Annotated in this window: 18 protein-coding genes; all 18 read left to right on the forward strand. The window is 38.6% G+C overall.

Features of this window, described 5'->3' with window-relative positions:
* The first annotated feature begins 22 nt into the window (after positions 1-22).
* A complete protein-coding gene (gene galE, locus ACQE3Y_RS02630; RefSeq protein ID WP_426972037.1) occupies positions 23-1,036 on the forward strand; it encodes a UDP-glucose 4-epimerase GalE in 1,014 nt (337 codons plus the stop codon).
* 556 nt (positions 1,037-1,592) lie between these two features.
* Entirely contained in the window at positions 1,593-2,639 is a 1,047-nt protein-coding gene (wecA, locus tag ACQE3Y_RS02635) for a UDP-N-acetylglucosamine--undecaprenyl-phosphate N-acetylglucosaminephosphotransferase (protein WP_426980790.1), read from the forward strand.
* Between the two features lie 24 nt (positions 2,640-2,663).
* Positions 2,664-3,755, forward strand: a complete 1,092-nt coding sequence (gene rfbB, locus ACQE3Y_RS02640) for a dTDP-glucose 4,6-dehydratase (protein WP_426980792.1) — start codon at positions 2,664-2,666, stop codon at positions 3,753-3,755.
* Entirely contained in the window at positions 3,755-4,648 is an 894-nt protein-coding gene (gene rfbD / locus ACQE3Y_RS02645) for a dTDP-4-dehydrorhamnose reductase (RefSeq protein ID WP_426980793.1), read from the forward strand. Before rfbB ends, rfbD begins: the two co-directional genes overlap by 1 nt.
* Before the next feature lie 48 nt (positions 4,649-4,696).
* Entirely contained in the window at positions 4,697-5,569 is an 873-nt protein-coding gene (gene rfbA / locus ACQE3Y_RS02650) for a glucose-1-phosphate thymidylyltransferase RfbA (RefSeq protein ID WP_426980794.1), read from the forward strand.
* A 3-nt stretch (positions 5,570-5,572) separates the two neighbouring features.
* Positions 5,573-6,142, forward strand: coding sequence for a dTDP-4-dehydrorhamnose 3,5-epimerase (gene rfbC / locus ACQE3Y_RS02655; RefSeq protein WP_426980795.1), 570 nt, complete (start codon positions 5,573-5,575; stop codon positions 6,140-6,142).
* Positions 6,143-6,148: 6 nt separating this feature from the next.
* The gene (locus ACQE3Y_RS02660; RefSeq protein ID WP_426980796.1) at positions 6,149-7,339 is read left to right on the forward strand and encodes a UDP-N-acetylglucosamine 4,6-dehydratase; all 1,191 of its coding nucleotides are present in this window, start codon (positions 6,149-6,151) and stop codon (positions 7,337-7,339) included.
* Positions 7,340-7,348: 9 nt separating this feature from the next.
* Positions 7,349-8,497, forward strand: coding sequence for a LegC family aminotransferase (locus ACQE3Y_RS02665; RefSeq protein WP_426980797.1), 1,149 nt, complete (start codon positions 7,349-7,351; stop codon positions 8,495-8,497).
* Positions 8,494-9,651, forward strand: coding sequence for a UDP-N-acetylglucosamine 2-epimerase (gene neuC / locus ACQE3Y_RS02670; protein ID WP_426980798.1), 1,158 nt, complete (start codon positions 8,494-8,496; stop codon positions 9,649-9,651). Before ACQE3Y_RS02665 ends, neuC begins: the two co-directional genes overlap by 4 nt.
* Entirely contained in the window at positions 9,644-10,717 is a 1,074-nt protein-coding gene (gene neuB, locus ACQE3Y_RS02675) for an N-acetylneuraminate synthase (protein ID WP_426980799.1), read from the forward strand. Before neuC ends, neuB begins: the two co-directional genes overlap by 8 nt.
* The gene (locus ACQE3Y_RS02680) at positions 10,710-11,351 is read left to right on the forward strand and encodes an acetyltransferase (protein ID WP_426980801.1); all 642 of its coding nucleotides are present in this window, start codon (positions 10,710-10,712) and stop codon (positions 11,349-11,351) included. Before neuB ends, ACQE3Y_RS02680 begins: the two co-directional genes overlap by 8 nt.
* A 9-nt stretch (positions 11,352-11,360) precedes the next feature.
* Positions 11,361-12,419 (forward strand): nucleotidyltransferase family protein, encoded by a 1,059-nt coding sequence (locus ACQE3Y_RS02685; RefSeq protein ID WP_426980802.1) that lies wholly within the window; start codon positions 11,361-11,363, stop codon positions 12,417-12,419.
* Positions 12,416-13,111: a cytidylyltransferase domain-containing protein gene (locus ACQE3Y_RS02690; RefSeq protein WP_426980803.1), complete on the forward strand. Its 696-nt coding sequence runs from the start codon at positions 12,416-12,418 to the stop codon at positions 13,109-13,111. The genes ACQE3Y_RS02685 and ACQE3Y_RS02690 overlap by 4 nt, the downstream gene beginning before the upstream one ends.
* Before the next feature lie 15 nt (positions 13,112-13,126).
* Positions 13,127-14,377 (forward strand): lipopolysaccharide biosynthesis protein, encoded by a 1,251-nt coding sequence (locus ACQE3Y_RS02695; RefSeq protein ID WP_426980804.1) that lies wholly within the window; start codon positions 13,127-13,129, stop codon positions 14,375-14,377.
* Positions 14,378-14,379: 2 nt separating this feature from the next.
* Complete coding sequence (locus ACQE3Y_RS02700) at positions 14,380-15,360, forward strand: polysialyltransferase family glycosyltransferase (RefSeq protein WP_426980805.1); 981 nt, start codon at positions 14,380-14,382, stop codon at positions 15,358-15,360.
* A gap of 4 nt (positions 15,361-15,364) precedes the next feature.
* A complete protein-coding gene (locus ACQE3Y_RS02705) occupies positions 15,365-16,522 on the forward strand; it encodes a glycosyltransferase family 4 protein (RefSeq protein ID WP_426980806.1) in 1,158 nt (385 codons plus the stop codon).
* Positions 16,512-17,630: a hypothetical protein gene (locus tag ACQE3Y_RS02710; protein ID WP_426980807.1), complete on the forward strand. Its 1,119-nt coding sequence runs from the start codon at positions 16,512-16,514 to the stop codon at positions 17,628-17,630. Before ACQE3Y_RS02705 ends, ACQE3Y_RS02710 begins: the two co-directional genes overlap by 11 nt.
* A 19-nt stretch (positions 17,631-17,649) precedes the next feature.
* A complete protein-coding gene (locus tag ACQE3Y_RS02715) occupies positions 17,650-18,720 on the forward strand; it encodes a DUF1972 domain-containing protein (protein ID WP_426980808.1) in 1,071 nt (356 codons plus the stop codon).
* The last annotated feature ends 146 nt before the right edge of the window (positions 18,721-18,866 follow it).

Consider the following 18,866-nt stretch of genomic DNA (forward strand, 5'->3'; position numbering starts at 1 on the left):
GCGCGGCATTAAAGGAGTGCACATGGCTATTTTGGTAACGGGCGGAGCGGGATACATCGGCTCTCATACGGTGCTGGCGCTGTTGCAGCGCGGTGACGACGTTGTGGTAATGGACAACCTCAGTAATGCTTCGCGGGAATCGATCAATCGCGTAGAAAAACTGGCCGGAAAGAAAGCCACTTTTGTTGAGGGTGATATTCTGGATCGCGCCTGCCTGCGCGACATTTTTGCCAGCAATAGCATTAGTGCCGTTATCCATTTCGCCGGACTGAAAGCCGTAGGCGAATCGACCCGCAAACCGCTGGAATATTATGAAAATAACGTTTCGGGTACGGTAGTGCTGCTGGAAGAGATGCGTAACGCCAACATTTATAACTTCATCTTCAGTTCTTCCGCCACGGTTTATGGCGCTAACGCGCCGGTGCCTTACGTTGAGACGACCCCTATTGGCGGCACGACCAGCCCTTACGGCACCTCAAAACTGATGGTTGAACAGATCATGCAGGATTACGCCAAAGCGGACAGCCAGTTTAAGGCGATCGCGCTGCGCTACTTCAATCCGGTAGGTGCTCATGAGTCTGGCGAAATCGGTGAAGATCCTAACGGCATTCCTAACAACCTGCTGCCCTACATTGCCCAGGTAGCGATCGGCCGTCTTGATAAGCTCGGCATTTTCGGTGCTGACTATCCCACGGAAGATGGCACCGGCGTGCGTGACTACATTCACGTGGTCGATCTGGCGGAAGGCCATTTAAAAGCGCTGGATCACCTGGAACAGTTGCAGGGCTATAAAGCTTATAACCTGGGTGCTGGCAAAGGTTACTCGGTGATGGAGATGGTGAAGGCGTTCGAAAAAGCCTCCGGCAAGCCGGTTCCTTTTGACATTAAACCGCGCCGCGATGGCGACTTAGCCGCCTTCTGGGCTGACGCTACGCTGGCTGATAAAGAGTTGAACTGGCGTGTAACGCGCGGTATCGATGAGATGATGCGCGATACCTGGAACTGGCAGTCAAAAAATCCTAACGGCTACCGTTAAGGGTAAGTTGCTCTTATGATTTATTGTCGGCTGTTACGCTTTTACGATTCAGTTAAAAGCGTGGCGCAGAGCAAAACGTATTAATGAATATCGATGGCTTCTGGAAACAGAGGCCATTTCTGTTTCAGGTGTGAGTTAAACCGTTGCTAAACGGCATGAGTATTAGTAGAGAAGGTTAATGGATAAAATAGCATCACAAAGCGTGCCACAGCGGTAATAGCCTGAGCCTTATCAGGGGATGTGCGGCAAGCTGATATTTTGAGCGCTTTGTTTGCAAAGCAAACAATCAATGCATTCTTTAGTTGAAAGCCAATAACTCAACAGGTAAACAGGACATTTTGTGCTTGTCTGTACGCGACGATAGTACGAGAATCGTAAACTATTAGCGCAGGGTTACAGTGCATTCTGATGGCGTTGCGAGAAAAAATTACCCTATTGCTCACACAGGCTATGCTTGTTTGAGCCCTGAGCCGCGAAGCGTCTGGTTGCTTAAAGCCAGGGGCGGTAGCGTGGGCATTTTCAGGTCACTGTGGTCAATTTCAATACTGGTGCAAACATGCAAGAAATCGTGCTCGTTTTTCTGGGAGCGCTGGCGCTACTTTTTATCTCTCGCAAGATTGCCAAAAAAGTAGGGTTAGTAGATAAACCTAACGCGCGGAAACATCATAACGGCCATATTCCGCTGGTCGGCGGGGTATCAGTTTATCTTTCCCTATGGATTATTTACGTTATGCAGCCTGATTGGCTGCCTGACTTCAGCATTTATATGGTTTGCGCCACGCTGCTTATTGTTGTCGGCGTGCTGGATGACAAACTTGACCTTCCCGTAATGCCGCGCATGGCATTACAGGCGCTGGTAGCCAGCATCATGATGTACAACGGTCTCTACCTCTATTCTTTAGGGAACATCCTGTTTGGCTACGAGCTGGTTTTAGGCATCATCGGCTATGCGGTCACGCTGCTGGCGGTAGTGGGTGCAATTAATGCTTTTAATATGGTTGACGGCATTGATGGCCTGCTCGGGGCACTTTCCTCGGTAACCTTTGGCGCGCTGGCTGTGGTGTTCTGGATGGGCGAGCGGGATAATATGGCGCTGTGGTGCCTGTGCCTGATGGTCGCCTGTTTGCCTTATATTCTGCTGAACCTCGGCATCCCGTGGGGCGGCAAGTTTAAAGTCTTTATGGGTGATGCCGGCAGTACGCTGATTGGCTTTACCGTGATCTGGTTACTGATCATTGCCACCCAGGGTGAAGATGCGGTGATGCGCCCGGTCACTGCGCTCTGGCTGATCGCCGTTCCCCTGATGGACATGCTGCGCGTGATGATCGCGCGTATCAGAAGAGGGGACAGCCCGTTCAAGCCGGACCGGGAGCATTTGCACCATGTGTTACTGCGGGTGGGGTTTAGCGGGCGGCAGGCGTTAATGATAATGAGCGTTATGGCGCTGCTGCTAAGTGCTATTGGTATTTCTTTGGATACGATGCTCATTCCAGTGTTCTGGAGCCTGATATTATTTTTAATAACCTTTAGCGCATTTGGCATCACCTTACGCACTATGGACAGATCGAAATTAACAATCGTGCGTTATTCAACTTTAAAATAAACAGATATTAACGGGTAAAGCATAGTGAAAATTTTAATTACCGGTGGGGCAGGCTTTATTGGTTCTACTGTGGTTCGTCACATTATTAAAAATACGCAAGACGAAGCAATCAATATTGATAAATTAACATACGCGGGCAACCTTTCCTCTTTAGACGAAGTTGCAGATAGCCCGCGTTACTGTTTCGTTCAGGCAGATATTTGTGACCGGGCTGCTATGGATCGTGTGTTTACCGAACACCAGCCAGATGCAGTCATGCACCTTGCAGCGGAAAGCCATGTCGATCGCTCTATTACCGGACCGGCTGAGTTTATTCAAACCAACATTGTCGGCACTTATACTTTACTCGAAGCGGCTCGCCAATACTGGTCGACGCTGGAAGCGGAGCGTAAAGCTGCATTCCGCTTTCACCACATTTCAACAGATGAAGTGTACGGCGATTTGCCGCATCCAGATGAGGTCAAGGAGCAGCAAGCAATGCTTCCGCTCTTTACCGAAATTACCGCCTATGCCCCGAGCAGTCCTTATTCAGCCTCAAAAGCCTCCAGCGATCATCTGGTACGTGCGTGGCAGCGGACTTACGGCTTGCCTGCGATCGTAACGAACTGTTCAAACAACTACGGGCCGTATCATTTCCCGGAAAAATTGATCCCACTGATCATTCTGAATGCCCTTGAAGGCAAGCCGCTGCCGGTATATGGCAAAGGCGATCAAATTCGTGACTGGCTGTATGTTGAAGACCATGCGCGTGCACTTTATACCGTAGTGACACGTGGCGAGGTTGGCGAAACGTATAATATTGGTGGGCATAACGAGAAAAAGAATATTGAAGTAGTGGAAACTATTTGCGACCTGCTGGATGAGCTGCGGCCTAAAGCGCAGGGACGCTATCGTGAACAAATAGCCTTCGTTGCCGATCGTCCCGGACACGACCGTCGTTATGCCATTGACGCCAGCAAAATTCAGCATGAGCTGGGGTGGAAACCGCAGGAAACCTTTGAAAGCGGCATTCGTAAAACGGTTCAGTGGTATTTGAACAATGAAACGTGGATTACCAATGTCAAAAGCGGCGCTTACCAGAGCTGGATGGAAAATAATTACAAGGATAGAAAATAATGAAGCTCGTGCTGTTTGGTAAAAATGGTCAGGTAGGATGGGAATTACAGCGCGCTTTAGCGCCGTTGGGTGAACTTATTGCTCTGGATTCACGCTCAACCGACTACTGTGGCGATTTACTGAATCCCGAGGGCATTCGGCAAACCATCTTATCGATCAAGCCTGATATTATCGTTAATGCTGCGGCCTATACAGCTGTTGATAAAGCAGAAAGCGACGCCGAAACCGCCCATATAGTTAACAGCGTTACGCCAGGCGTTATGGCTGAAGCCGCTGCTGCATGCGGTGCCTGGCTGGTTCATTACTCAACAGATTATGTTTTTCCGGGAGGGGGTAATACGCCCTGGCAGGAAACGGATAATGCAGCTCCACTTAATGTGTACGGGCAGACTAAGCTTGAAGGTGAACATCGCATTGCCAGGGTCTGTAATAAATACCTTATCTTCCGTACCAGTTGGGTTTACGCCTCGCGCGGCAATAACTTTGCCAAGACGATGATCCGATTGGGCAAACAGAAAGAGATATTGGCTGTCATTAACGATCAGTACGGTGCCCCGACCAGTGCTGAACTGTTAGCCGATTGCACCGCTTATGCGCTTATGCAGGCACGACAAAAACCAGACGTTGCGGGGATTTATCACCTGGCTGCTGCTGGCGAAACAACCTGGCATGAGTATGCGCAATATGTATTGAATAGTGTTGAAAAGCACACCGAGCTTGCCGTAAGGACAGTTAACGCTGTTCAAACTACAGCGTATCCCACGCCGGCGCGGCGACCCAATAACTCTCGCATGAACTGCGACAAGTTTCAGCGGACTTTTGAGCTAACTTTGCCGCACTGGACGCGGGGTGTTGGCCGTATGCTTGATGAATTGTTTAGCATTACGCTGTGATGGGGCAGAGCCTCTGAAACGTCATTAAAACAAATTTGAGACAGTAATATGAAACGTAAAGGAATTATTCTGGCTGGCGGCTCTGGGACGCGCCTCTATCCTGTAACCATGTCTGTAAGCAAACAACTGCTGCCTATCTACGATAAGCCAATGATCTATTACCCTATCAGTACGTTAATGCTGGCAGGGATCAGAGACATTTTGATTATCAGTACACCGCAGGATACGCCACGTTTTGAACAATTGCTGGGTGATGGTAGTCAGTGGGGACTTAATCTGCAGTATAAAGTCCAGCCAAGTCCGGACGGTCTGGCCCAGGCCTTCATTATTGGCGAAGAGTTTATTGGCAGGGATAATGTCGCATTAGTACTAGGTGATAATATTTTTTATGGCCACGATTTGCCGAAAGAACTGGAAGCAGCAGTAAGTCAGGAAAGCGGAGCAACAGTGTTCGCCTATCATGTCAACGATCCTGAGCGTTATGGCGTAGTCGAGTTTGATACCAGCGGTAAAGCGATCTCACTGGAAGAGAAGCCAGTTCAGCCAAAAAGTAATTATGCTGTCACTGGGCTTTACTTCTATGACAATCGCGTCGTTGAAATGGCAAAACAGTTGAAGCCATCCCCACGTGGCGAGCTGGAAATTACAGATATCAATAATCTTTATATGGCTCAGGGAAAACTGTCTGTAGCTATGATGGGGCGCGGTTATGCCTGGCTTGATACGGGAACTCACCAGAGCCTGATAGAAGCAAGTAATTTTATTCAGACTATTGAAGAGCGTCAGGGCTTGAAAGTTTCATGCCCGGAAGAGATTGCATTTAGAAAAGGTTTTATTAGCGCAGAACAGCTAAATATACTTGCAGAGAAACTGAGCAAGAATAATTATGGAAAATACCTTCAAAGAATTGTAAAAGGTTAACAAATGGCTTTTACCAAAACCGAAATTCCTGATGTAATTATATTTGAACCAAAAGTGTTTGGGGATGAAAGAGGCTTCTTTTACGAAAGTTTTAATCAACAAGATTTTGAAGAAGCAGTAGGTAAGCCAATTAGTTTTGTACAGGATAACCATTCAAAATCTCAAAAAGGAGTATTGCGAGGGTTACATTTTCAAAATGGGAAATATGCTCAGGGAAAACTAGTACGTTGTGTACGTGGTGAAGTTTATGACGTTGCTGTTGATATAAGAGTAAACTCACCTACATATGCTCAATGGGTTGCGGTATTTCTTTCAGAAGAAAATAAAAGGCAGCTTTGGATCCCTGAAGGCTTTGCACATGGATTTTTAGTTTTAAGTAAAACTGCAGAATTTTTATATAAAACAACTAATTATTACTCGCCAGAAAATGAAGGGGGGATTATTTGGAATGATAACGATATTAATATTGAATGGCCACTGGAAGGTGCGCCTATATTATCATTGAAAGATACACGCCTTCCTCGCTTATGCGAAATTAAAGATAAATTAGTTAACTTAAGAGATAAAAAGTGAACCACTATGATTAATGTTTTGGAACTGATTGGTAGAAATAATCCATTATTTGATAATGACATAAAAAAATCTGAAAAAAAATTAATGGCAGCTATTTCTTCAGGCCGTTTTTTGGTTTTAGGCGGTGCAGGCTCAATTGGTCAAGCCGTGACTAAAGAAATATTTAAAAGAAACCCATTAAAACTTCATGTTGTCGATATTAGTGAAAATAATCTGGTGGAGTTAGTTAGAGATATCAGGAGCTCATTTGGTTACATTGAAGGTGATTTTAAAACTTACGCCCTTGATATAGGAAGCATTGAGTATGACGCTTTTATTGAAAGCGATGGTCAATATGATTATGTTCTTAATTTATCAGCACTAAAACATGTCAGAAGTGAAAAAGATCCTTATACACTAATGCGAATGATAGGTGTTAATGTATTTAATACTGAAAAAACAATAAAACAGTCTATAACTAAGGGCGTAAAAAAGTATTTCTGTGTTTCAACAGATAAAGCTGCTAACCCAGTAAATATGATGGGGGCATCTAAGAGAATTATGGAAATGTTTTTGTTTCGCGCTAGTGAAAGAATTAAAATTTCTACTGCTCGGTTTGCTAACGTTGCTTTTTCTGACGGATCTCTTTTGTATGGGTTTAATCAGCGCATTCAAAAAAAACAACCTATCGTTGCGCCAAACGATATAAGACGCTATTTTGTTACGCCTCAAGAATCAGGCGAGCTTTGCTTGATGTCGTGTATATTCGGTGAAAATCGCGACATTTTTTTTCCTAAGCTTAATGAAAATGAGCATCTTATTACATTCTCAGAAATTGCACAAAAGTACCTACAGCGCCAGGGATTTCAACCTTTAATATGTGATACGGAAGATGAAGCCAGAGGCGCGATGTCTGAAGCCATAAGTAATAAAAAGTGGCCTTGCTTCTTTACTGGCAGCGACACCACGGGCGAAAAAACATATGAAGAGTTTTTTACTGAAAAGGAGCAAGTTGATAATAATAAATATGAAACTATGGGGGTTATTAAAAATGACTTGTTTTATGATGAGGAAAAATTAAAGGTTTTCGAAAAAGAAATATTAAAGATGCAAGAAAATAAAAATTGGAATAAAGATGATATCGTTAAGTTATTCAATTATATGATTCCTGATTTTTCGCATAAAGAAACAGGAAAGTATCTCGATAGTAAAATGTAGGAATTTATCATGAATGACGATATAGTTAACTTTATTAGAGATATTTATAAAACTAAACAATTTATTCCTCTTCACGCGCCTACATTCAGTAACATTGAGAGGAAATATGTATTAGAAACCATTGACTCGACTTATGTTTCCAGCGTTGGTGCATTTGTGCATCGTTTTGAAGAGCAGGTGGGAATTTTTACTGGGACAGCAAAAGCGGTGGCAACCGTTAATGGAACCGCAGCTTTGCATGTAGCGCTATACGCAGCAGGCGTTAGGGCAAATGATTTAGTTATCACGCAAGCTCTGACATTTGTTGCAACCTGTAATGCACTTTATCATATGGGGGCAAAACCAGTATTTCTGGATGTTGATCGTGAAACGCTAAGCTTGTCACCAAATAGCGTTAAAATGTGGTTAGAAAATAATGCTGAGCGTGACGAAAAAGGGTGTCGTTATAAATATAGTGGGCAAACAATTAAAGCTATTGTTCCAATGCATACATTTGGACATCCCGCTAGATTAGATGAATTAAGCCAAATATGTAATGAGTGGGGCATTGCGCTTGTTGAAGATGCAGCAGAAAGCTTAGGGTCATTTTATAAGGGAAAACATACCGGTACTTATGGATGCTTTTCCGCTTTAAGTTTCAACGGAAATAAAATTATCACAACCGGTGGTGGAGGTATGGTGTTATGTAAAGACTTAGAAGGAGGTAAACATGTAAAGCATATTACCACGACGGCAAAACAGCCACATCCTTACGAATTTTATCATGATGAACCAGGTTTTAACTATCGGTTACCTAATATAAACGCTGCGTTAGGTTGTGCTCAAATGGAAAAATTAAACACCTTTCTTGAATTAAAACGTGAACTTGCACAATCTTATCATAATTTTTTCGAAAATAGTGAGGTTCAGTGTGTTAAAGAGCCATCTTATGCACAGTCTAATTATTGGCTCAACGCTATAATTTGTCCTGATAAAGAGTACCGTGATGAATTTATTCGCATCACTAATAGTGCAGAAGTTATGACGCGACCAATTTGGCAGCTCATGCACCGATTGCCAATGTTTTCATCTGGGCTTCGTGATGATTTGCAAAATTCTCAATGGTTGGAGGAGCGTGTCGTAAACCTACCAAGCACACCTGTGGAACTTTCAATATGAGAAAAATATGCGTTTTTACAGGCACACGAGCTGAGTATGGATTACTTTATTGGTTAATGAAGGATATTCAGGCTGATACGGAAACAGAATTGCAACTTTTGGTCTCTGGAACGCATCTCTCTCCTGAGTTTGGTTATACGTATAAGCATATCATCGAAGACGGTTTTATAATTAACGAAAAAGTAGAAATGCTCCTGTCCTCGAATTCTCCAACTGGTGTTATAAAGAGCATAGGGCTGGCATTGATTGGTTTTGCGGATGCTCTTGAAAGATTACAACCAGATATAATTGTAATCCTCGGTGACCGTTATGAAGCATTAGCTATAGCTCAGGCAGCGATGCTGAAGCGTATACCTATCGCTCATATTCACGGTGGGGAAATTACACAGGGTGCTTATGATGATGCTATTAGACATGCTATTACTAAATTGAGTCAATACCATTTCACGTCCAGTAAAGAACATTATAATCGGATAATACAGCTCGGTGAGGAGCCTAAGCGAGTATTCAATACAGGAGCTATTGGTTTAGACCATGTGCAAAGAACTACGTTGATGTCCAGGGAAGAATTACAGGCATCACTAAACTTCTCGCTTGATTTACCATATTTCATTGTTACTTATCATCCGGTTACGCTAGAAAATGAGCCAGCAGAAAAAACGATAAAAGAATTGCTGGGGGCATTAGAAGAGTTTCCTAATTATAAAGTTATTTTTACTTATCCTAACGCAGATGATGGAGGGAGAAGTATTATTCCTTTAATTGATCATTTTGGCAAAAAAAATGTGAACCGTGTTTGCATTGTTCCTAGTTTAGGTTTTAAAAGGTACCTTTCATCGCTAAAGTATGCATCCTGTGTTATTGGTAATTCGTCCAGTGCACTAATAGAAGCTCCAGCATTAAGATTACCCACGGTAAATATTGGTGTTCGACAGCAAGGGCGCCTTGCAGCTAAAAGCGTTTTTCATTGCTTGGCCAATAAAGCAAGTATTGTTAAAGCAATCAATAAATCCCTTGTCTGTAAACATGAAGCAATTTATGACAACCCTTACGGTTCAGGTGATGTAAGTAAGAATATATTATTTCATCTAAAACAAATAAAACTAGATGTTGTCAAGAAATTTCATGATATTCCGGAATCGAAATATGATTAAAATTATTGCTGAAGCAGGTGTTAACCATAATGGTAATAAAGATATTGCACTAAAGTTGATTGATGCAGCGGCAGACGCTGGTGCTGATGTTGTTAAATTTCAAACTTTCAAAGCTAAAAATATTGTTACAGAAGCAGCAAGACAAGCTGATTATCAAACAAAAAACACAGGAAAAGCTGAAAGCCAACTTGCGATGCTTGAACGTTTAGAGTTACCTTATGAGGTGCATCTTAAACTTATAAATAAATGTGTTGAACGTAATATAGAGTTTCTTTCAACAGCCTTTGATAATGAAAGCCTGGCCTTTTTAGTGGATGATCTTAAATTAAAAACATTAAAAATCCCATCAGGGGAATTAACCAATGCTCCATTTGTACTAAAACATGCGCAAACAGGTTGTGATTTAATAGTATCGACGGGAATGGCTACGCTGGCAGAAATAGAGCAAGCCTTGTCTGTAATTGCTTTTGGTCTACTAAATGATGTTAGTACTTTACCTTCTGTTAAAGCATTTCAGGAGGCTTACTATTCTGAGAAAGGGCAAAAGTTGTTAAAAGAAAAGGTAATGCTGTTACATTGTACAACAGAATACCCTGCACCTTTTGATGAAATTAATTTGTGCGCCATGGATACATTGCATCAGGCTTTTAAATTAAAAGTTGGGTATTCAGACCATAGCGAAGGAATAACTATTCCTATAGCGGCAACAGCACGAGGCGCAGTGCTCATTGAAAAGCATTTTACTTTAGATAAAAGTATGGAAGGGCCTGATCATCAAGCATCATTAGAGCCATCCGAGTTAAGGGCTATGGTGCAAGCTGTGAGAAATACTGAAATAGCGTTAGGCTCGGGTTTAAAAGGACCACAGCCAAGCGAAATAAAAAATAAAGATATAGCTCGCAAAAGTTTGGTTGCTGCCAGGGATATTTTACAAGGCGAAATCATAAACCCTAAAGATATTGATATAAAAAGGCCAGGGAATGGGATGAGTCCATATGACTTTTGGTCTTTATGTGGCAAGCCATCAAGTCAAAACTATAAAAAAGGTATGCTTTTCAATGAATAAAAAAGTTGTCATTATTGGGGCAGGTGGTCATGCAGCAGCAATTTTTGATATATTGCAATGTCTCAATGTAACTGTGACAGCTTTAATTTCCCCAGAGAAAAGTTTAAGATTCTGTTTTAAAGGGATGCAATGTTGGGATGATAATTACTTTGTTAAAAATTGTCACCCCAAAGAGTATAGCTTAATTAATGGAATTGGTTCGATACCAGGAGTCAATCTAAGAAAGAATATTTATGAAAAATATAGAGAGTTAGGGTTTGATTTTATATCTGTTGTATCACCACATGCGATTGTATCGCCTTATGCATTTATAGAAGACGGTGCACAAATTTTGCATAATGTAATCATTCAAAACGGTGCGCTCATAAAATCTAACGCTATTATCAATACAGGCTCTATTATAGAGCACGATTGTATTATTGGTGCACACTCTCATATTGCACCAGGAGTCGTTTTAAGTGGATCAACTATCCTTGATGATGGCGTTCATATAGGAACTGGTGCATGTATCATTCAAGGAATAAAAGTCGGCAAAAATGCCATTTTAGGCGCAGGTGCAGTTCTAACTAAAGATTTACCTGCCAATTCAATAAGTTATCCTCCTCGTGGCATTATTGCAGAAAGAAAAGGATAAGACAATAGAATGAGTAAGAACTGGAAAAAAGTGCTTTTATCTCCTGGGGCTACCCTCAAACAGGCCCTATCAATTCTAGATAAAGAGGCATTACGTATTGTTCTAATTGTTGACGAAAAAAGCAAGCTTCTTGGAGTAGTAACTGATGGGGACATAAGACGGGCTATATTAAATAATATTAGCCTTGAAGAACCTGTAACAATTATTATGAATCCTAATCCCATTACTGCATCGCCTGACAGTAATAGAAATATGCTTGTTCGAATAATGAACGAGAAGGGCATTCTTTCTGTTCCGTTAATCGAAAAACATACTGGGATATTGAGGGGACTCGAGCTCCTGGAACAATCGCCGATTATTGCACATTATAAAAACCCAGTTTTTATAATGGCTGGTGGCTTTGGTACTCGCTTGAAGCCTTTGACTGATAGTTGCCCTAAACCTATGTTGTATGTAGGTAATAAGCCCATACTTGAAATCCTAATCAATCAATTCTCACAGTCAGGTTTTGTTAATTTTTATATTTCTACTCATTATATGCCTGAGCAAATAACAAATTATTTTGGAGATGGTGGTAAATGGGGTATTAACATTAGTTATGTGCATGAAGTGTCTCCACTGGGGACTGGTGGTGCACTAGGCCTCTTACCTGATAATCTACCTGATTTACCTTTGATAATGATCAATGGCGATATACTGACAACCCTTGAGCCTGAAAAACTACTAGCCTTTCATAACGAGCAAGGCGGTATCGCTACTATGTGTGTGCGTGAATACGAATACCAAGTTCCATATGGTGTTGTTAATGGAGATGGCCTACGGATTAGCAGTATGATTGAAAAACCAGTGCATAAATATTTTGTTAATGCAGGAATCTATGTGGTTTCATCAGAGCTTTATCGCACTGTGGAAATTAACAGAAAGATAGATATGCCTACTCTGTTAGAACAACAGATGGTGAAGGGAAAAGAGGTGATGATGTTTCCATTGCACGAATACTGGCTAGATATCGGTCGTATGGATGATTTTGTTAAAGCACAAGACGATGTAAAAGGTTTATTCAAGTGAAAGGTAACATAGCAATTATTCCTGCAAGGGGTGGCAGTAAAAGATTGCAGGGTAAAAATATAAGGTTATTAAATAACAAGCCACTCATAGCATGGACAATTGAAGCCGCAAAGAAATCTGGGATTTTTGATAACATTATAGTCAGTACTGATTGTGAAAATATTGCTACTATAGCCCGTTATCACGGTGCGGAAGTACCTTTTCTTCGGCCTTCACATTTAGCCACAGATGAGGCTACAACTAATGATGTAATAACGCATCTGGTTGAAAATATCGAAGCAGCAGGTGAGCGTATCAACCTGATTACACTTCTTCAGCCTACTTCGCCGTTACGTACAGCACAGCACATTTTAGAAGCTGCTGCAGTTTTTAGAGAAAAGCGCGCTCGGACAGTTATTTCCGTTTGTAAGATCTCACATCCAATTCAATTGTGTAATAAATTACCATCAAATTTATCTCTTGATGGATTTATTAAGCCTGATTATACGAAGCGCAGTCAGGAACAAGAGATATATTATCGAATAAATGGGGCAATCTATATATTTGATAGGGCTTTTGTTGGGAAACTTAATGAGTTATACACTCAAGGTAGTTTCGCTTATATTATGGATGAATATGATTCTGTTGATATTGATACCGAGCTTGATTTCAAGTTGGCAGAAATTCTAATTAAAAAAAATGATAATTTTTAATTTCTGGACGTAAAAATGTCTTTATTTAAAAAGTCGTCTGTTTATCTATTATCTAATATAATTAGCGCTTTAGCTCCCTTTCTTTTATTACCAGTTTTGACTCGGTATCTCAGCACTAAAGAGTACGGTGAGGTGGCAATTTTTCAAACGTTAGTTACAGGATTAGCCGCTTTTATTGGTATTAATACAGTCGGTGCTGCGGCAAGACGTTTTTTTGATGAAGGTGATACAGATGAAATCAAGAAATTTAATAATGCTTGTTTAGTAATTCTTTTTTTTAGCGCTTTGTTTACCGTTTCGTTTTTTTTTGTTTTCCAAAGGCAAACTGTAAATTTTTTTTCTATTCCAGAACAATGGATATTAGTAGGTATTTTAGTCGCTTCATTGAATTACATAATACAGTTTCGATTGAATCAATGGCAGATACGCGATCTGCCTATAAAGTATGGTCTGTTACAAGTTGGGCAAAGTATATTTCTGGTCTTGTTAACTATAATTTTAGTTATTTATTTTAATAAAGGTGCTCAAGGTAGAGTAGATGCGTTAATGCTGACGACATCTCTTTTTGCATTCTTCTCCCTTTATTTTTTGTTTAATGATAAATTAATAAGTATTAATATTCCTGTTAAAAAAAATATATCGGAAGCATTATTGTTTGGTCTGCCTCTAGTACCGCATGTTTTTGGAATGTTTCTGGTTAGTTCAATCGACCGTTTTATAGTTAATCGCTATCTTGGGCCATCTCAGGCTGGTATCTATATGGTTGCAGTTCAGTTGAGTATGGGATTAGTTATTGTTTTTGATGCAATGAATAAAGCTTTTGTTCCATGGATTTTTAAAGCCTTGGCTGAAGATGATAAAGAAAAGAAAAAAAAGATAGTCTTTTTTACAAAGATTTACTTTTTTATTTTAGGTTTAGGGGGCGTTTTATCTTTTTTTATTGCCCCACCACTGCTTATCTTTATTGCAGGGAATAAATATATCGCCGCAACTAATATAATTGGTTGGCTATGTTTGGGGCAGTGCTTTCTTGGTATGTACCTTATGGTAACAAATTATCTTTTTTATACTAAAGAGACAGGAAAGTTAGCCATGGTTTCTTTAAGTAGTGGAATCATAAATGTTTGTTTGCTTTTTTATTTCGTCCCTAAATTCGGTCTTATTAGTGCAGCAATATCTTTTGCGATATGCATGGCTAGCCGATTTATTGGTACCTTTTATTTGGTTCGACGAACCAAACTTATGCCCTGGGGAAAGGTTTTTTAAAAATGTATAATGGAAAAAATATTAGTTCTCCTAATTCAATTTGCGTAGTTAATAACATACATGGCTTGTTTTTATACTTTTTACTATGTCCTGATGAATTTGATAATACTCTATTTGTTTTTTCAGAGGATATACCTTATGAAGTATCTTCACGTATAAAAAATAAAATTGTTTTTCCATCTTTTAATGGTCATAGTAGAAAAGTTGCTCTTTTGTTAAAGGTTTTTTATTATTGGTATTTTAAGATACGTAAATTTAAGAGCATAACTAAGGGTATTGTGAAATATTATGGTCACGATCATCTCTACTTTAGTGGGATGTTCGTTAATAATAATTTTATTTTACTTGAAGATGGTACTGCAAATTACTTGACACCCTCTGAAAAAAAAGAGTCAAAATTAAAAAAAATATTAAAAAAAATGTTGATTGGTGATATCGGAGGTAAGTACGGTTTTAATAATTGTGTAAAAAAAGTTATTTTAACTGGTTTAATGCCCGTCCCCAAACAATTAAAAATTAAATCGTCAATTATATGTATGAAAAGTCATTGGGAAAACTTAAGTTCTGAGCAAATCAATAAATTACTTTATCTTTTTAATGAGCATAGCTTTCCTAAATTTAAAAAAGTAGTGATTTTTACTCAACCCTTTTCTGAAGATAATTTGATTTCTGAGCATGATAAAAGAGAGATTTATAGTTTCATTATTGACTATTATCTTCAGATTTTTAACTTGGAAGACATATGTATCAAGCCACACCCAAGAGAAATTACAAATTATGCAACATTGTATGGCTGTGATTTAGTTAATACAAAGTTACCTGCACAAATATTACTCTTTAATAGTCCACCAGAAGTCGCTGCGACAGTTTATTCCAGTGCTGTCTATCAACAAATGAGTTGTCGTGTGGATATATTTGGAACGCAGCCTTTTCCAGTGCTGGCAAAGAAGGTTGGTATCATTCCAGGAAATATAGAATATTAATTATATGAAAAAAATTACTATTGTTCATCCTATAGACGACTTGTACGGTGCTACTAAAATACTTTCCTATGTGGTATCTGCATTATCTAGAAAAGCTAATGTTGAAGTATGGTATAAAAAAAGCCATGCTGGGCTTTCTGCTTTATTAGAAGGGAGAAATATTTGTACTGATAGAATAATTTATAAACAGGTTGAAAGTATACCTGTTGTCCATAGTCGGATTATTTCTTTTTCAGGTTTACTATCTTTTCTTTCAGATATCATTAAATTTAGTAAGCTTGTTTTTTGTTCTCGCAAAAATTATAAAGAATCGATTTTTTATATCAATACTTATGCTGCAGGTTTTGTTTGTTTAATATTACATATGTACGGGTTTAAAAACTATATACATTGCCATGAGAATCAGTCGCATAAAATAGAGGGGCGTTTATTAGCTTCATTGGTTAGAAAGTATGCAGACAAAATTATATGTGTCTCAAATGTTGTAAAAAAATACACCGATGGAAATAATTACACAGATAAATCGATTGTACTATGGAATGGTATTGAAAATTTGCCTAAAAATTATTTTTTGGGGAAAATTAGACCACCCCAAAATCTTAAATTTGCTATCGTCGGGCGGATTATGCATGAAAAAGGACATTGGTTTCTTGCAGATGCAATTAAGATTTTACGAGATGCTTATGGGATTACTATCAAAGTCGATGTGTATGGAGATGCGCCTCCTAATAGAATACACTTATTTAATGAATATAGAGATTATATTAAACGAAATGAGCTTGAAGAGTGTTTATGCCTGAAGGGGTTTGTGGCAGATGCTGATTTGAAAATACTGAATTATGATGTTGTTCTTATTCCTTCTCAAATGAGCGATCCTTTCCCTACGACAGTTATTGAAGGATTGAGAGCTCGGCGTATTGTCATTAGTACTAATCATGGAGGAGCTGCAGAAATCATTGATCATAAAATAAATGGTTTTTTAATTGAACATAATGATGCTATGAAATTCGCGTTGATGCTGAAAGATATGGTTAAGGGAACTTACAATCTGCAGAAAATAGCGGATGCTGGCCGCTTTTTTTATGAAAACAATTTAATGCATAAACAATTTGAAGCCAAAATTTTATCTCTCCTGATTGAGGAGGATAATAATGCACTTTAGCTATTCAATTGAAGCTAATAAAAACCTTACGAATAAGATTGTTTTTTTTATTTTAACTTTGGTTTATTTGTTTTCTCTTACTTTTGACGGCATTTTGGTTCGGCAATTCTTGACTGTTAGTTTTTTTTTATTTTGCGTTTTTTATTTTTTTAAAAATAGAGTTACTTTCCATCCTGTTGTTATATTTACCGCCTTTTTTTTAGTTGCTGTTTTTTTCTTATTTGCTTGTTTATCACCCAATGAGAACTGGAAATTGAAGGTTTTTGTTGTTTTTTCTGGTTTAACATTTATTTTAGTTAGTTATTGCTTGGCTTTACTTGATTACAATAAATATTTCTATCACGTCTTTTTGATTACATTAGTAATTATCATCTTTAGATATTTGATGACGGGTGATGAAAATAAGATATTTTTTGAAGCAAGTAGAAATATTGTGGCTGCATATGTTATTTTTCCCGCTGTATCAGCTATTTTATTATCAAAAAATAAAAAAAGAAATTTAACGTTGTCATTTGTTTGTCTTATTATTTGTTTTTTTCTTAAAGGGCGAACTGGAATAATATTAGGCACTTTGTTGTTTTTTGTTACAATCTATTCGTATATTGGTTGGCGCTTGGTTTTACTTTTGTCTTTTCTTATTTTTCCAATAATTATTGTTTCTGGCATTTCGGATTTTGATGAAGTGTTAATTAAGCACACTAATTTTTCAGAAGGTTTAAAAACGACCCGAAGTGTTATTTATCATGAGTATTTTACTGGGTTTAGCGAAAGCAATATTTTTTTTGGCAGAGCTTTTAATGAAATGCCGATAATAAAAATGCTAAATAATAATCCACATAATTCTTTTATATTATTGCATTCTCTATTCGGAGTTGTCCCAACTATATTGATGATTTTGTTTTTTCTCATTGTCTTTTATTTGTTTTTTAAACGTAAAAAATTCATAACAGCTTTAATGTTCATGATTTTCCCTATCAAAGCGCTCACAGATAGTGTTGTTTTTTTTAATCTGCTAGACGTTTTTTATTTTTCTCCGCTCTTCTTCTTGCTTTTTTATATGGAACATAGTAGAAAGCAAGATCATTTATCTCGGAGAATGGGTAATTAACAATATATACGGTATTTTGATGAAAAAAGTTAGTATTGTAGGAACTGTAGGTATACCTGCATGTTATGGTGGTTTTGAATCGTTGGTCGAGAATCTTACACACTACAACATTGAAGAATCCTTAGTTGAATATTCAGTTTATTGTTCTTCTCATTCTTATAAGGACAAGAAAAATTTTTATAATAATGCCAAGTTAATATATGTTCCTCTTGATGCAAATGGAATATCTAGCGTTTTATATGATGTTTTTTCTTTGTTTCACTGCTTAAAAACTAAGCCTGATACTATACTTATCCTCGGTGTGTCAGGGTGTATAGTACTGCCAATTATCAAAAAGATCTCTAATTCAAAAATTATTACGAATATTGATGGTCTTGAATGGAAAAGATCTAAATGGGGCAAGTTGGCTCGAATTTTTCTTAAATTTTCGGAAAAGATGGCAGTTAAATACTCGGATGTCATTATTGCAGATAATCAGGCCATAGCAGACTATCTTTCTCAACACTATGGGGTTGGAAGTGAAGTGATAGCGTATGGTGGAGATCATGCAATTTTACCCAATGAGTTAAAAAATAATAATGCGTTCCCTCATACAAGTAAATATGATTTGGGCCTTTGCCGTATTGAGCCCGAAAATAATGTTGAGATGATTTTGGAAGCTTATAAAAACGCAAATCACGCCATTAAGTTTATTGGTAATTGGTCTAATAGCCAATATGGCATAAATTTAAAGGAATATTATTCAAAATTTCCTAACATTGAATTAATTGATCCCATCTATGACGTGGGTAAGCTTAAGATATTGAGATCAAATTGTGAAATATATCTGCATGGGCATTCCGCAGGTGGAACCAATCCTTCTCTGGTTGAAATGATGCACTTTTCTAAACCTATTTTTTGCTATGATTGTGCATACAATCGTGCTACCACGGAAAATAAGGCAATTTATTTTAAAGATGCGGATGACTTATTAAATAAAATTAAAGGTTTCTCTATACATAATAATTCTATTGGACAAAGTATGAGGGATATCGCTCAAAAACGCTATGTGTGGCGCATTATATGTGAACAGTATGGCACATTATACTAATCGCATTTATGACGATCACTCTTCGCTTGACTATCATTTGTACTATTAACAAATTTTCTTTTCGCACCGATAGCTTCAAATATTTGTACGATATAAAGTATTATCGAGCAAGTCCGCAATGTTTATTGCGTCACTGTACGTATCCC

It is taken from the genome of Pantoea sp. FN0305 (assembly GCF_050113845.1).
Classification (GTDB): Bacteria; Pseudomonadota; Gammaproteobacteria; order Enterobacterales; family Enterobacteriaceae; genus Mixta; species Mixta alhagi.

What these genes read in the sequence shown, in the direction of transcription:
- galE (WP_426972037.1), top strand. Translation starts at nt 23, where the DNA reads ATGGCTATTTTGGTAACGGGCGGAGCGGGATACATCGGCTCTCATACG.
- wecA (WP_426980790.1), top strand. Translation starts at nt 1,593, where the DNA reads ATGCAAGAAATCGTGCTCGTTTTTCTGGGAGCGCTGGCGCTACTTTTT.
- rfbD (WP_426980793.1), top strand. Translation starts at nt 3,755, where the DNA reads ATGAAGCTCGTGCTGTTTGGTAAAAATGGTCAGGTAGGATGGGAATTA.
- rfbA (WP_426980794.1), top strand. Translation starts at nt 4,697, where the DNA reads ATGAAACGTAAAGGAATTATTCTGGCTGGCGGCTCTGGGACGCGCCTC.
- rfbC (WP_426980795.1), top strand. Translation starts at nt 5,573, where the DNA reads ATGGCTTTTACCAAAACCGAAATTCCTGATGTAATTATATTTGAACCA.
- ACQE3Y_RS02660 (WP_426980796.1), top strand. Translation starts at nt 6,149, where the DNA reads ATGATTAATGTTTTGGAACTGATTGGTAGAAATAATCCATTATTTGAT.
- ACQE3Y_RS02665 (WP_426980797.1), top strand. Translation starts at nt 7,349, where the DNA reads ATGAATGACGATATAGTTAACTTTATTAGAGATATTTATAAAACTAAA.
- neuC (WP_426980798.1), top strand. Translation starts at nt 8,494, where the DNA reads ATGAGAAAAATATGCGTTTTTACAGGCACACGAGCTGAGTATGGATTA.
- neuB (WP_426980799.1), top strand. Translation starts at nt 9,644, where the DNA reads ATGATTAAAATTATTGCTGAAGCAGGTGTTAACCATAATGGTAATAAA.
- ACQE3Y_RS02680 (WP_426980801.1), top strand. Translation starts at nt 10,710, where the DNA reads ATGAATAAAAAAGTTGTCATTATTGGGGCAGGTGGTCATGCAGCAGCA.
- ACQE3Y_RS02685 (WP_426980802.1), top strand. Translation starts at nt 11,361, where the DNA reads ATGAGTAAGAACTGGAAAAAAGTGCTTTTATCTCCTGGGGCTACCCTC.
- ACQE3Y_RS02695 (WP_426980804.1), top strand. Translation starts at nt 13,127, where the DNA reads ATGTCTTTATTTAAAAAGTCGTCTGTTTATCTATTATCTAATATAATT.
- ACQE3Y_RS02700 (WP_426980805.1), top strand. Translation starts at nt 14,380, where the DNA reads ATGTATAATGGAAAAAATATTAGTTCTCCTAATTCAATTTGCGTAGTT.
- ACQE3Y_RS02705 (WP_426980806.1), top strand. Translation starts at nt 15,365, where the DNA reads ATGAAAAAAATTACTATTGTTCATCCTATAGACGACTTGTACGGTGCT.
- ACQE3Y_RS02710 (WP_426980807.1), top strand. Translation starts at nt 16,512, where the DNA reads ATGCACTTTAGCTATTCAATTGAAGCTAATAAAAACCTTACGAATAAG.
- ACQE3Y_RS02715 (WP_426980808.1), top strand. Translation starts at nt 17,650, where the DNA reads ATGAAAAAAGTTAGTATTGTAGGAACTGTAGGTATACCTGCATGTTAT.